The organism is Kosakonia sp. WA-90 (assembly GCF_039871955.1).
Classification (GTDB): Bacteria; Pseudomonadota; Gammaproteobacteria; order Enterobacterales; family Enterobacteriaceae; genus Kosakonia; species Kosakonia oryzendophytica.
Genome location: NZ_JBDPLJ010000006.1, coordinates 207,725 through 221,032 on the forward strand (window position 1 = coordinate 207,725; position 13,308 = coordinate 221,032).

11 protein-coding genes are annotated in these 13,308 nt (G+C 55.0%); 7 read left to right on the forward strand and 4 right to left on the reverse strand.

Annotation, left to right across the window (positions count from 1 at the left end; all coding sequences use genetic code 11):
* Window positions 1–30 precede the first annotated feature (30 nt).
* Both ABGA49_RS12805 and ABGA49_RS12810 read left to right on the forward strand, forming a co-directional pair.
* Entirely contained in the window at window positions 31–1,299 is a 1,269-nt protein-coding gene (locus tag ABGA49_RS12805) for an oligosaccharide MFS transporter (protein ID WP_061493129.1), read from the forward strand.
* A gap of 39 nt (window positions 1,300–1,338) precedes the next feature.
* Window positions 1,339–2,529, forward strand: coding sequence for a glycoside hydrolase family 88 protein (locus ABGA49_RS12810; protein ID WP_347665628.1), 1,191 nt, complete (start codon window positions 1,339–1,341; stop codon window positions 2,527–2,529).
* Window positions 2,530–2,571: 42 nt separating this feature from the next.
* Here the strand turns inward: ABGA49_RS12810 and ABGA49_RS12815 are convergent, their stop codons facing one another.
* The 4 genes from ABGA49_RS12815 to qseB form a co-directional block, all read right to left on the reverse strand.
* Entirely contained in the window at window positions 2,572–2,886 is a 315-nt protein-coding gene (locus tag ABGA49_RS12815) for a putative quinol monooxygenase (RefSeq protein ID WP_061493131.1), read from the reverse strand.
* A 34-nt stretch (window positions 2,887–2,920) separates the two neighbouring features.
* Window positions 2,921–3,502 carry an NAD(P)H-dependent oxidoreductase gene (locus ABGA49_RS12820; RefSeq protein WP_061493132.1) on the reverse strand — a complete coding sequence of 194 codons (582 nt, stop codon included), beginning with the start codon at window positions 3,500–3,502 and terminating at the stop codon, window positions 2,921–2,923.
* A 106-nt stretch (window positions 3,503–3,608) separates the two neighbouring features.
* Window positions 3,609–4,955 (reverse strand): quorum sensing histidine kinase QseC, encoded by a 1,347-nt coding sequence (qseC, locus tag ABGA49_RS12825; RefSeq protein ID WP_347665629.1) that lies wholly within the window; start codon window positions 4,953–4,955, stop codon window positions 3,609–3,611.
* On the reverse strand, window positions 4,952–5,611 hold the full coding sequence (gene qseB, locus ABGA49_RS12830) for a quorum sensing response regulator transcription factor QseB (RefSeq protein WP_061493134.1): 660 nt from the start codon (window positions 5,609–5,611) through the stop codon (window positions 4,952–4,954). The genes qseC and qseB overlap by 4 nt, the downstream gene beginning before the upstream one ends.
* 147 nt (window positions 5,612–5,758) lie before the next feature.
* Here qseB and ABGA49_RS12835 point away from each other — a divergent pair, with 147 nt between their 5' ends.
* The 5 genes from ABGA49_RS12835 (at window position 5,759) to ABGA49_RS12855 (ending at window position 13,277) form a co-directional block, all read left to right on the forward strand.
* A complete protein-coding gene (locus ABGA49_RS12835; protein WP_061493135.1) occupies window positions 5,759–6,148 on the forward strand; it encodes a YgiW/YdeI family stress tolerance OB fold protein in 390 nt (129 codons plus the stop codon).
* Between the two features lie 118 nt (window positions 6,149–6,266).
* Window positions 6,267–8,525 carry a DNA topoisomerase IV subunit A gene (gene parC, locus ABGA49_RS12840; RefSeq protein ID WP_061493136.1) on the forward strand — a complete coding sequence of 753 codons (2,259 nt, stop codon included), beginning with the start codon at window positions 6,267–6,269 and terminating at the stop codon, window positions 8,523–8,525.
* A 225-nt stretch (window positions 8,526–8,750) separates the two neighbouring features.
* Window positions 8,751–9,488, forward strand: a complete 738-nt coding sequence (gene plsC, locus ABGA49_RS12845) for a 1-acylglycerol-3-phosphate O-acyltransferase (protein ID WP_061493137.1) — start codon at window positions 8,751–8,753, stop codon at window positions 9,486–9,488.
* Between the two features lie 69 nt (window positions 9,489–9,557).
* Complete coding sequence (ftsP, locus tag ABGA49_RS12850) at window positions 9,558–10,970, forward strand: cell division protein FtsP (RefSeq protein WP_061493138.1); 1,413 nt, start codon at window positions 9,558–9,560, stop codon at window positions 10,968–10,970.
* 129 nt (window positions 10,971–11,099) lie between these two features.
* Window positions 11,100–13,277: a YgiQ family radical SAM protein gene (locus tag ABGA49_RS12855; RefSeq protein ID WP_134318670.1), complete on the forward strand. Its 2,178-nt coding sequence runs from the start codon at window positions 11,100–11,102 to the stop codon at window positions 13,275–13,277.
* The last annotated feature ends 31 nt before the right edge of the window (window positions 13,278–13,308 follow it).

Genomic DNA, 13,308 nt, shown 5'->3' on the forward strand with positions numbered 1-13,308 from the left:
TTAACCCTACATGCTTTCGCCGAGGATAGTATGGAAAAGACAGCCATCAACCCTAAAACTGAATATTACAAAATCAGCACATTTATCTTTCTCTATTTCTTTACCTGGTCGGCCAGTATTGGGCTGCTGGCTATCTGGTTAGGACAAAAAGCCAACCTGAGCGGCACGGTCATTGGTACGGTATTTGCCGTGAACGGTATTTTCTCCGTGATCCTGAAACCGATTTACGGCTATATCCTCGATAAAATCGGTATGAGCAAATATCTGCTCTATTTTGTGGTGCTGATGTCGGCATTAATGGCACCGTTTTTTATTTATGTTTATCAGCCGTTATTAATGTCGAATACGTTGCTGGGAATTATTGTCGGGGCAATCTATTTAAGTTTTGCCTGGTATGCGGGAGTGGCCGCCTGCGAGTCTTATACCGATCGCTACAGCCGTTTAAACGGTATGGAATTTGGTCAGATTCGCATGTGGGGGTCGCTTGGCTGGGCGGTGGCATCCTCGTTTTCCGGCCTGCTGTTTAATCTCTCGCCCGCCTATAACTTTATGATGGGATCGGTCGCTTCGCTGGTGATGCTGGCGGTGTTGTTAAGCCTGAAAGTGAATGTCCACTCTGCCCATGCCAATGAGGTGCTGACCAAAGAGAAGATCGTTCCGGCGGATGTCTATGCGCTGCTACGTAACCGTAAATTCTGGGCGTTCTGCCTGTATGTAGCCGGTGTGGCATGGATGATGTTTATCGCCGAACAGCAGTTCTCCCGCTATTTTGTGACCTTCTTTGATGATGTCCATCAGGGCAATGCCGTCTTTGGTTATCTGGGAACGGTCCAGTCCGGCATGGAGTTCGTGATGTATATGGTGATCCCGCTGTTTGTGAATTTTATTGGCGCTAAGCGTGGGTTGCTGATTGTCGGCATGGTGGTGGGGGCGCGGTTAATCATCTCCGGGCTGTGCGAATCGCATCTGCTGATTTCGGTATTAAAACCGCTGTACGGCCTGGAAATCTGCCTTCTGCTGGTGTCGGTATTTAAATATATCGCCGAGCATTTTGATAAACGCGTAAATGCGACCATGTATTTACTTGGTTATCAGGCCATGTTGTATGTCGGCAACGTGGTGGTTTCCTCACCCGCCGGGATTCTGTATGACCGCATCGGTTTTGAAAATACCTACATCATTATGGGCGGGATTGCGCTGCTGTTTACGCTTGTCTCGCTGTTTACGTTATCCGCGTGCCAGAGCAAATGGCGGCAGAGCGGTTCGCTGGATATTGCCCGCAATAATGTGACGCGTTAATGGCTGCGCTAATTATCTGTAAAAAGAAGGAACCGAAATATGTTAAGTAACCTCGTTGAGGAAACGTTACGCGATTATCCCGGCACCAAAATTGATGCGCAGACCTTTAAAGATGAACTGGAGACGGCGCGGGCGCATACCCTTGAACTGATTCGCCGTCATTTAACGGAATTCGGCGATAAGTTCCCCGCCGAAACCTGCGTGCAGGGATATTATCCGTTAACCGATAATATCGAGTGGACCACCAGTTTCTGGACCGGGCAATTGTGGCTGGCGTGGGAGATGAGCGGTGAGGAGCCATTTCGTGCACTGGCGGAGCAACATGTGCGCTCTTTCGGCGTGCGCATCGCCGCGCGGCATGACACCAACACCCATGATCTCGGTTTCTTATACACACTCTCCTGTGTGGCGGGCTGGCGGCTGACCGGCAGCCGGGATGCGCGAGGGTTCGCGTTACTGGCGGCGGAAGCGCTGTTGGAACGTTTTCATCACAAGGCGCAGATCATCCAGGCGTGGGGCGATCTCGCGGATCCGGAGCAGGCGGGTCGTATGATCATCGACTGCAACATGAACCTGCCGCTGCTCTATTGGGCAACGGAGCAAACCGGGGATCGGCGTTTTGCCGATGCGGCTGTAGCCCACGTGAAGCAGGCGGCGAAATACCTGATCCGCGAAGATGCATCCACCTTCCATACTTACTATATGGACGTGAAAACCGGTGCACCGCGCTACGGCAATACGCAGCAAGGCTATGCGGATGACTCATGCTGGTCGCGCGGGCAGGCGTGGGGGATCTATGGTTTTCTGCTGAGTTTCATTTATACCGGCGACCGTGAGATGGTGGCGCTATCGAAACGGCTGGCTAACTATTTTCTCAACCGCTTACCGGACGATGCGGTCTGCCATTGGGATTTGGCGCTGGTGGGTACCGATGCGTTGCGGGACTCTTCGTCGGCCGCGATTGCCGTGTGCGGTTTGCTGGAGCTGATCAAACACCTGCCAGTGACGGACCCGGATCGCGCGCGTTACCAGCAGTGGGCCATGCAGATCATGTCATCGTTAGGTAAACACTACCTGGCGGGAAAAAACGAGGCCACGAACGGACTACTCAAGCATTCGGTTTACCATCTGGCGAGCAATAAAGGGGTGGATGAGTGCAGTAGCTGGGGGGATTATTTCTATGTGGAGGCGCTGGCGCGGTTTTCGCAAAGCTGGAAACTGTACTGGTAGGCAACACATCCCTCTCCCGTCAGGGAGAGGGGAAGACAATGTTCAGAGACCCGCTTCCAGAATACGGATATGGGTTTCCAGTACATCGCCTTTTACTGCTTCGCTCCACGCTTTCATATGCGGCGTTTGCAGATGGGCTTCAAGGTGCGCCACGCTTTCCCACACTTCCACCATCATGATGGAGTCCGGTGCGGTGGTTTGAAAGCTCACGTTCGCGGCGTGATCCACCAGCGGCGCATAGCCATGACATCCCTCTTCCTGCAATACCACCGGCACTATCTTCGCGAACTGATCGAGCACCGCCTGGCGATGATGTTGCCCTGGACGGGTACGGATTTCTGCAATTACTGTCAACATGATTAACCTACTCCCTATAAGTCCAGCTTCACAGTTAAGCAAAAATCTCTGTCAGATGCTTGCGATATTCTGCGATATAACGCGGGACGTCCGGCATTTTAATCACATCATTGGTGATAAAGGTTGGCAGCGCGTCCATGCCAAGGAATTGATTTGCCTTGTGAAAGGGCAGATAGACGCCGTCTACGCCGACACCGTGGAAGAATTGTTCTTTATCGGTGAACGCTTCCATTGGCGCGTTCCAGGTCAGTGACAACATATAGGTTTTGCCCTGAATCAGGCCGCCGGAACCGTATTTTTTTGACGCATCGGAACGGGTACGGCCATCGCTGGCGTAGAGTGTACCGTGGCCTTCGGTGAAGACATCATCCATATATTTTTTCACCGTCCAGGGCGCGCCCATCCACCAGCCGGGCATCTGCCAGATGATAGTGTCTGCCCACAGGAAGTTCTGCACTTCTTCTTTTACGTCATACTCACCGTCGGCGCGGACGGTGCGAACATCATGCCCGACGTCGCGCAGAAAACTTTCCGCGACCTCGGTCAGGGTGTCATTCAGTTGACCTTTTGAGTGTGCGAATTGCTTCGCGCCATTGATAATCAGAATATTGCTCATGGGAATTCCTCAGCGAAATACGTTTGCGGGCCATGGTATCCTGATCGACGGTGCGGTTAAATTGGCAAAAAGTGCAAAGACTTTTGCTTTTACAGCAATAATGCCGCTACCAACTGACCCGCGCGATAAACCCCCCCTGCGGATGATTACCGAATGTCACCCTCATGTGATGCAGCCTGGCAATGCGCTGCACAATCGACAGGCCCAACCCGCTGCCGGTTTCGCTCTGGCCGGGCGGGCGATAGAAACGTTCGCCAATACGTGCCAGCGCTTCTTCGCTAATGCCTGGACCATTATCCCTTACGCTAAAACAATGGGCATCGAGCGTAACATCCACGGTACTGCCCGCCGGGCTATAACGAATGGCGTTGTCCAGCAGATTACGTACCAGCAGGCTGAGTAACAAGGGCTGACCCTGGCGGCTGACGGTGTTGTCATGGAGATGCAGACGGACATCAATGCCGGCCTGCTGCGCCGGATGGTAATTATCCATTACCGCGGATTGCAGCAGCGCAGCCAGTGAGATGGGTTCGAGATCGTCAAGATTATCCAGTGAGTCGAGCCGTGACAGCGTCAGTAACTGATCCACCAGACGGGCAGCGCGATCGATTCCCGTATGTAACTGAGCCAGCGCTTTTTGCCGATCAATAGGATCGTCATCGGAAAGCTGGGCGACGTCGGTCTGCACTTTCAGCGCCGCCAGCGGACTACGTAGCTCATGGGCGGCATCGGAGGTGAAACGCCGCTCGCGCTGCATCATCGTATGAGTGCGGGCAAAGAGCTGGTTCAGCGCCTCCACCAGCGGACGCACTTCACGGGGTACACCGTCGTCTGGCAACGGTTCGGCGAGATCCGGCGCGCGTGCGCGCAGCGACAGCGCCAGTTTTTTCAGCGGGCGCAGCTCCAGACTCAGGAGAACAATCAGCAGAATCAGCATCAACGGCAAGGCGACAAGCCACGGCGTGAGTTGTGAGGTTATAATCTCCAGCGCCATCTCCTGGCGATAATCCCACTCCTGACCGACAACAATGCGAAAGCGCTTGTTTTCAGCGGTGAGCCACAGAAAGCGCCACGAGTCATCATCATCGCGCAGATGGCCGTTATCAAACCCTTCGCGCCGATAGTTATAGGGGATCTCTTTGCCGTTCTCGCCATCATGCAGCAGCATTTTGCCGTCTGTCGAATAGATGGCGAACGCCAGCGCATCATCGTCGAGATGGCCATGCTTCACCTTTTTCTTCGCGATCTGCGGCGCGGCGCTTTGCAGTTGTTCAAACTCCATAACGCTCAGGCGCTTGGCGAACAGCATTTGCTGGGTGTCGAACAGCTTGTCGAGCTTATCACGGGTCTGCTGCCAGGCAACCAGGCTGGCGCACAGCCAGGCTGCGAGCGATAACAGTAAAAACAGTAACGTCAGGCGCAGGCGCAGACTCAACGGGCGGGTGCGTTTCATGCTTCTCCCAGGGTGTAACCGATGCCGTGAACCGTGCGGATAAAGTGGCTGCCCAGTTTGCGTCGCAAGTGGTGCACATGCACCTCCACGGCATTACTGGTGACATCGTCATCCCAGTTATAGAGCTTCTCTTCGATGAGTTTACGCGGCAGTACGCGACCGGCGTTGCGCAGTAACAGTTCCAGCAGGGCGAACTCCTTCGGTTTGAGTGCCAGCGTCTCGCCATTCAATGTGGCGACCAGGCTGCCGGGATCCAGCATCACCCCGCCGTGGCGCAGTGTATTTTGCGTTTGTCCGTGTGTACGGCGAATCAGGGCTTCCAGTCGGGCGGCCACTTCGATCAGCGCAAACGGTTTGCACAAATAATCATCCGCACCCAGGCGCAGCCCTTCCACTCGTTGATCAAGGGCATCGCGGGCGGTCAGGATCAGCACCGGTTCGGCGCGTTGTTGTTCGCGCCAGTCGCGCAGAATGTCGAGGCCATCGATACCGGGGAGCGTTAAATCGAGGATCACCGCGTCATAAGGGGCGGTAAACAGCGCCGCTTTCCCTTGTTTGCCGTCCGTGAACCAGTCGACGCTAAATCCCTTTTTGCTGAGTCCGGTTTTAATGCCGTCGCCGATGAGCGTGTCATCTTCAATCAGTAAAATGCGCACAATGCCTCCTTTCATCACCCTGTTATGGGCAGTAAACCCGTTGGCGACAGGCAATGTACAGCGAAAAATTATCTTTTTTCCCGTTAAGAAGTCGTTAAGGAATGACCGGTTAAATGGTCGCAAACCACAGGAAAAGGGAGAGACAAAATGAAAAAGATCGCCGCCATTATTGCCGTATTTGCGTTATGTTCCGCACCGGCCTTCGCCGCGAATCAGGGCGGGTTTACCGGCCCTGGTGCCTCTCAGCAGAGTGGGGGTTTTACCGGGCCGAACGGTAGCAAAGCCACCGTTGAGAGCGTGAAGTCGCTGCGGGACGATGCCTGGGTTACGTTGCGGGGGAACATCGTTGAGCGCGTTTCCGACGATACCTATTTATTCAAAGATGCCACCGGTACCATCAATGTGGATATCAACCGTAAACGCTGGAATGGCGTGACAGTCGGGCCACAGGATGTGGTGGAGATCCAGGGAGAAGTGGATAAAGACTGGAACTCGGTGGAAATCGATGTAAAAGAGATCAGTAAGGTCGCCCAGTAAGCGCCAGGTGCGCGTGAAAAAATCGCTCATCTCTATGACTCCTCGCCGCAGATAGGGTAGTATCTGCGGCAATATTGCCGCCGTACAGGCGGGCACATACGTTGAGGAATCACGATTAATGAGCGATATGGCAGAGCGCCTTGCGCTGCATGAATTTACGGAAAACGCCTACCTGAACTACTCCATGTACGTCATCATGGATCGTGCGTTGCCGTTTATCGGTGATGGCCTGAAACCTGTTCAACGCCGCATCGTTTACGCTATGTCTGAACTGGGGCTGAACGCCAGCGCCAAATTTAAGAAATCCGCCCGTACCGTGGGCGACGTCCTGGGTAAATACCACCCGCACGGCGACAGCGCCTGCTATGAAGCCATGGTGTTGATGGCGCAGCCGTTCTCCTACCGCTATCCGCTGGTTGATGGGCAGGGTAACTGGGGGGCGCCGGATGATCCGAAGTCCTTCGCCGCCATGCGTTATACCGAATCCCGTCTGTCGAAATATGCCGATTTGCTGCTGAGCGAACTGGGCCAGGGCACCGTTGATTGGGTACCGAACTTCGACGGTACGATGCAGGAGCCGAAAATGCTGCCTGCGCGCCTGCCGAATATCCTGCTGAACGGCACGACCGGGATTGCAGTAGGGATGGCGACGGATATTCCACCGCATAACCTGCGCGAAGTCGCTAATGCGGCTATTGCCCTGATTGAGCAGCCGAAAACCACGATCGACCAGTTGCTGGATATTGTGCAGGGGCCGGACTACCCGACTGAAGCAGAGATCATTACCTCCCGTGCCGAGATCCGCAAAATTTACCAGAATGGTCGCGGTTCAGTGCGTATGCGCGCGGTCTGGAAAAAAGAGGATGGCGCGGTGGTGATCACCGCGCTGCCGCACCAGGTTTCCGGCGCACGCGTGCTGGAGCAAATCGCCGCTCAGATGCGCAATAAAAAATTGCCGATGGTCGACGATCTGCGTGACGAATCGGATCATGAAAACCCGACGCGTCTGGTGATCGTCCCGCGTTCTAATCGCGTGGACATGGAGCAGGTGATGAACCACCTGTTCGCCACCACCGATCTGGAAAAGAGCTACCGCATTAACCTGAATATGATCGGTCTGGATGGCCGCCCGGCAGTGAAAAACCTGCTGGAGATCCTCACCGAATGGCTGGCGTTCCGCCGCGACACCGTGCGCCGCCGCCTGAATCACCGTCTGGAAAAAGTCCTCAAACGCCTGCATATCCTTGAAGGTTTGCTGGTGGCATTCCTCAACATCGACGAAGTGATCGAAATCATTCGTACCGAGGACGAACCGAAGCCAGTGCTGATGTCACGCTTTGGCATCAGCGAGACGCAGGCGGAAGCGATCCTTGAGTTAAAACTGCGCCATCTTGCCAAACTGGAAGAGATGAAGATCCGTGGTGAGCAGGATGATCTGGCGAAAGAGCGCGATCAACTGCAAGCGATCCTCGCTTCTGAGCGCAAGATGAACACTCTGCTGAAGAAAGAGCTACAGGCGGATGCCGATGCGTTCGGCGACGATCGCCGTTCTCCGTTGCATGAGCGCGAAGAAGCGAAAGCGATGAACGAGCACGATATGCAGCCGTCTGAGCCGGTGACCATTGTGTTGTCGCAAATGGGCTGGGTGCGTAGCGCCAAAGGCCACGACATTGACGCGCAGGGACTGAGTTACAAAGCCGGTGATAGCTGGAAAGCGTCGGCGAAAGGCAAGAGCAACCAGCCGGTGGTGTTCATCGACTCCACCGGACGCAGTTACGCAATCGACCCGATTACGCTGCCGTCCGCACGTGGTCAGGGCGAACCGCTAACCGGTAAGCTGACGCTGCCGCCGGGAGCGACCGTTGAGCATATGGTGATGAGCAACGACGAGCAGAAACTGCTGATGGCGTCGGACGCGGGTTACGGTTTTGTGTGTACCTTTAACGACCTGGTGGCGCGTAACCGTGCCGGTAAAACGCTGATCAGCCTGCCGGATAACGCGCGGGTGATGCCGCCGCTGGAAATCGTTAACGATGACGATATGCTGCTGGCCATCACCACCGCCGGTCGTATGCTGATGTTCCCGGTCAGCGATTTGCCGCAGTTGTCGAAAGGGAAAGGCAACAAGATCATCGGCATCCCGTCTGCGGATGCAGCAAACGGTAGCGACGGGCTTGCGCACCTCTACCTGTTGCCGCCGCAGAGCACGTTAACCATCCATGTCGGCAAACGCAAAATCAAGCTGCGTCCTGAAGAGCTGCAAAAAGTGCAGGGCGAACGCGGGCGCCGCGGTACGCTGATGCGCGGTTTGCAGCGTATCGATCGCGTTGAGATTGATGCGCCTTCCCGTCCGGCGACGGGCGACAGCGAAGAGTAAGGCGCAAAAGCGTGTCTCCATCGCCCCTGAGGGAGACACGTTTCTACATTAAAATTTCCCGTAAAAGCGTTGTTAATTCGGCAATTGCGATTAACAATACGCTTTTTTAAAGGCCGCATAACACAAAGCCCAGGCCAGTTGATGGCTCATTGTGGCGCCGCCAGCCTCAGCGTAGTGCTGCTGGCGTGTATATAATGCTCAAAGGTATGGGCTTCAGAGGTCGCTATGCTATTCATTTTTCGCGTAATCATCGTTGTTATTTATTCCATTCTGGTGTGCGTATTCGGGTCCCTTTACTGCCTGTTTAGTCCACGTAATCCAAAACATGTTGCGACCTTTGGTCATATGTTTGGTCGCCTTGCGCCAGTTTTCGGGTTGAAAGTCGAAAAACGTCTGCCGCCGGATGCTGCGAAGTTTGGCAATGCTATCTATATTGCGAACCATCAGAACAACTTCGACATGGTGACCGCATCCAACATTGTGCTACCGCCAACGGTGACCGTGGGTAAAAAGAGCCTGTTGTGGATCCCGTTTTTTGGTCAGCTTTACTGGCTGACCGGCAATCTGCTGATTGATCGTAATAACCGTGCGAAAGCCCATGGCACCATTGCCGAAGTGGTTAAGCAGATCCAGAAACGCAATATTTCCATCTGGATGTTTCCGGAAGGCACCCGTAGCCGCGGTCGCGGTTTGCTGCCGTTTAAAACCGGGGCGTTTCATGCCGCGATTGCCGCCGGTGTGCCGATCATTCCGGTCTGCGTGTCGACGACGTCTAACAAAATTAAACTCAATCGCCTGCGCAACGGGTTGGTTATCGTTGAGATGTTGCCGCCCATTGATATCACCCGCTTTGGTAAAGATCAGGTGCGTGAGCTGGCAACTCATTGCCGCGAATTGATGGCAACGAAAATCGAGGAACTCGATAAAGAAGTTGCAGAACGCGAAGCCGCCGGTCGGGTTTAACCTTTTGTTGTTAATAAGTCCGCAGACAGTGATGCTTGCGGCATAGAGTCAGTGTTACACGGAGCAAATATGTCACTCAGTCGGCGTCAGTTTATTCAGGCATCCGGGGTTGCGCTATGTGCAGGTGCGGTGCCGCTGAGGGCAAATGCCGCCGGGCAACAACCGCAGCTGCCCGTTCCTCCTCTGTTTGAATCCCGTCGCGGGCAACCGCTGTTTCTTACCCTGCAACGTACGCACTGGTCATTCACGACCGGTACACGTGCCCAGGTTTTCGGCATCAATGGGCGTTATCTGGGGCCAACGATCCGGGTATGGAACGGTGATGACGTCAAACTGATTTATAGCAACCGACTGGCGGAAAACGTGGCAATGACCGTCAGTGGTTTGCAGGTGCCAGGGCCGCTGATTGGTGGCGCAGCGCGCATGATGACCGCCAATAACGACTGGGCACCGGTGCTGCCTATTCGTCAGAATGCCGGGACGCTGTGGTATCACGCCAATACGCCGAACCGCACCGCGCAGCAGGTCTATAACGGTCTTGCGGGAATGTGGCTGGTGGAGGATGAGATCAGTAAGTCGTTACCGATACCGAACCATTACGGCGTGGATGATTTCCCGGTCATTATTCAGGATAAGCGGCTGGATAATTTCGGTACGCCGCAATACAGCGAACCCGGTAGCGGTGGTTTTGTTGGCGATACGTTGCTGGTGAACGGCGCGCAAAGCCCGTATGTGGATGTTTCCCGTGGCTGGGTGCGACTGCGTCTGTTAAATGCCTCGAACTCCCGGCGCTACCAGTTACAAATGAGTGATGGTCGCGCACTGCATGTGATTGCCGGCGATCAGGGCTTTTTACCCGCACCGGTATCAGTAAAGCAGTTGTCGTTGGCACCGGGGGAGCGCCGCGAGGTGCTGGTGGATATGACCAACGGTGATGAAGTGTCGATCACCTGTGGCGAAGCGGCAACCCTGATGGATCGCGTACGCGGTTTCTTCGAGCCCTCCAGCATCCTGATTTCGACGCTGGTGTTGACGTTGCGTCCAACCGGGCTGTTACCGCTGGTGACGGACAGACTACCCATGCGTCTGCTGCCGTCAGAGATTATGGCCGGTACACCAACCCGCAGCCGGGATATCACGCTGGGCAGCGATCCGGGCATTAACGGGCAGTTATGGGATCCGCAGCGGATCGATATCACTACGCAGCAAGGCACCTGGGAGCGCTGGACCGTCCGCGCCGAGATGCCGCAATCCTTCCATATTGAAGGCGTAATGTTTTTGGTGCGCAACGTTAACGGTGCGATGCCATTCCCGGAGGACCGGGGCTGGAAAGATACTGTCTGGATCGACGGACAGGTGGAACTGCTGGTGTGGTTCGGCCAGCCTTCCTGGCCGCACTTCCCGTTCCAGTATCAAAGCCAGACGCTGGAGATGACCGACCGTGGTTCGGTAGGGCAGCTGCTGGTGAACCCGGCGCCGTAACATGTGTAAGCCTGCCAGGTTTTTACCTGTCAGGCTGCTGTCCTGTACAAAATCCTCCTTCATTTCCGGTCAAATTACGGCGTATAATCGCCGCCCTTTGATTATTTTTTTATCATTTTTGGAAGCAAGATGAGCGCAATATCCCTGATCCAACCGGATCGTGACCTTTTCTCATGGCCCCAGTACTGGGCGGCCTGCTTCGGCCCTGCGCCGTTTTTGCCGATGTCGCGCGAAGAGATGGATCAACTCGGCTGGGATAGTTGCGACATTATTCTGGTGACGGGCGATGCATATGTCGATCACCCCAGTTTCGGGATGGCGATTTGCGGCCGTATGCTGGAAGCACAAGGGTTTCGTGTTGGTATCATTGCCCAACCGGACTGGAACAGCAAAGACGACTTTATGCGTTTGGGCAAACCGAACCTGTTCTTCGGCGTCACCGCTGGCAACATGGATTCGATGATCAACCGCTACACCGCCGATCGTAAGCTGCGTCATGACGACGCCTACACCCCGGATAACGTCGCCGGTAAGCGTCCGGATCGCGCCACGTTGGTTTATACCCAACGCTGTAAAGAAGCGTGGAAAGAGGTGCCGGTGATCCTCGGCGGTATTGAAGCCAGCCTGCGCCGTACTGCACATTATGATTACTGGTCTGATACCGTGCGTCGCTCGGTGCTGATTGACGCCAAAGCCGATATGCTGATGTTTGGCAACGGTGAACGCCCACTGGTGGAAGTGGCTCATCGTCTGGCCGCGGGCGAACCGATCTCGCAGATCCGCGATGTGCGTAACACCGCGATCATCGTCAAAGAAGCGCTGCCGGGCTGGAGCGGGGTGGACTCCACCCGCCTTGATACGCCGGGTAAGATCGACCCGATCCCGCATCCGTATGGCGAAGATTTACCCTGTGCGGACAACAAACCCGTAGCGCAGGAAGCGCAGGAAGCAAAACGTGTGACGGTGCAGCCGCCGCGCCCGAAACCGTGGGAAAAAACCTATGTGCTGCTGCCTTCTTTTGAGAAGGTGAAAGGTGATAAGGTGCTCTACGCCCATGCGTCGCGTATTTTGCACCACGAAACCAACCCCGGCTGCGCCCGCGCGCTGATGCAAAAACACGGCGATCGTTACATCTGGATCAACCCGCCAGCTATCCCGCTGTCGACCGAAGAGATGGACAGCGTGTTTGCTTTGCCCTATAAGCGCGTGCCGCACCCCGCCTATGGCAAAAGCCGTATCCCGGCGTATGAGATGATCCGCTTCTCCATCAATATTATGCGCGGCTGTTTTGGTGGCTGTTCCTTCTGCTCCATCACCGAGCATGAAGGCCGTATCATTCAAAGCCGCTCCGAAGATTCGATCATCAATGAGATCGAAGCGATTCGTGATAGCGTACCGGGCTTTACCGGGGTGATTTCCGATCTCGGCGGGCCGACCGCCAACATGTATATGCTGCGCTGCAAATCGCCGCGTGCGGAACAGACCTGTCGCCGACTCTCTTGTGTTTACCCGGAGATCTGCCCGCATATGGATACCAATCACCAACCGACGATCGATCTCTATCGTCGTGCCCGTGATTTGAAAGGTATTAAAAAGATCCTGATTGCCTCTGGTGTGCGTTACGATCTGGCCGTTGAAGATCCGCGCTATGTGAAAGAGCTGGCGACGCACCACGTGGGCGGGTATCTGAAGATTGCGCCGGAACACACTGAAGAAGGTCCGCTGTCGAAGATGATGAAGCCGGGAATGGGCAGCTATGACCGCTTTAAGCAGTTGTTCGACACCTATTCCAAACAGGCGGGCAAAGAACAGTATCTGATCCCCTATTTTATCTCTGCGCACCCCGGTACGCGTGATGAAGACATGGTGAACCTGGCGCTGTGGCTGAAGCGTCACCGCTTCCGTCTTGACCAGGTACAGAACTTCTATCCCTCACCGCTGGCGAACTCGACAACCATGTATTACACCGGCAAAAACCCGCTGTCGAAAATCGACTATAAGAGCGAAGAGGTGGTGGTCCCCAAAGGGGACAAACAGCGCCGTCTGCATAAAGCGCTGCTGCGTTACCACGATCCGGCCAACTGGCCGTTGCTGCGCCAGGCGCTGGAAGCGATGGGTAAAAAGCATTTGATTGGCTCGCGCCGCGAATGCCTGGTGCCGGCACCGACGCTGGAAGAGATGCGTGAAGCGCGCCGTCAGAACCGCCAGTCGCAGCCAGCGTTGACCAAACATACGCCGATTGTGCACCAGCGTAGCAACGGTAAAAGCGCTGCATCCACGAAGAAAAAAGCCACGCGGGTGCGTTAAGTCACCCTAAAAATGCCCGGTTTACACCGGG

Bases quoted from the DNA above. Each gene is read 5' to 3' on its own strand.
- ABGA49_RS12805 (WP_061493129.1), top strand. From the start codon at position 31: ATGGAAAAGACAGCCATCAACCCTAAAACTGAATATTACAAAATCAGC.
- ABGA49_RS12810 (WP_347665628.1), top strand. From the start codon at position 1,339: ATGTTAAGTAACCTCGTTGAGGAAACGTTACGCGATTATCCCGGCACC.
- ABGA49_RS12815 (WP_061493131.1), bottom strand. From the start codon at position 2,886: ATGTTGACAGTAATTGCAGAAATCCGTACCCGTCCAGGGCAACATCAT.
- ABGA49_RS12820 (WP_061493132.1), bottom strand. From the start codon at position 3,502: ATGAGCAATATTCTGATTATCAATGGCGCGAAGCAATTCGCACACTCA.
- qseC (WP_347665629.1), bottom strand. From the start codon at position 4,955: ATGAAACGCACCCGCCCGTTGAGTCTGCGCCTGCGCCTGACGTTACTG.
- ABGA49_RS12835 (WP_061493135.1), top strand. From the start codon at position 5,759: ATGAAAAAGATCGCCGCCATTATTGCCGTATTTGCGTTATGTTCCGCA.
- parC (WP_061493136.1), top strand. From the start codon at position 6,267: ATGAGCGATATGGCAGAGCGCCTTGCGCTGCATGAATTTACGGAAAAC.
- plsC (WP_061493137.1), top strand. From the start codon at position 8,751: ATGCTATTCATTTTTCGCGTAATCATCGTTGTTATTTATTCCATTCTG.
- ftsP (WP_061493138.1), top strand. From the start codon at position 9,558: ATGTCACTCAGTCGGCGTCAGTTTATTCAGGCATCCGGGGTTGCGCTA.
- ABGA49_RS12855 (WP_134318670.1), top strand. From the start codon at position 11,100: ATGAGCGCAATATCCCTGATCCAACCGGATCGTGACCTTTTCTCATGG.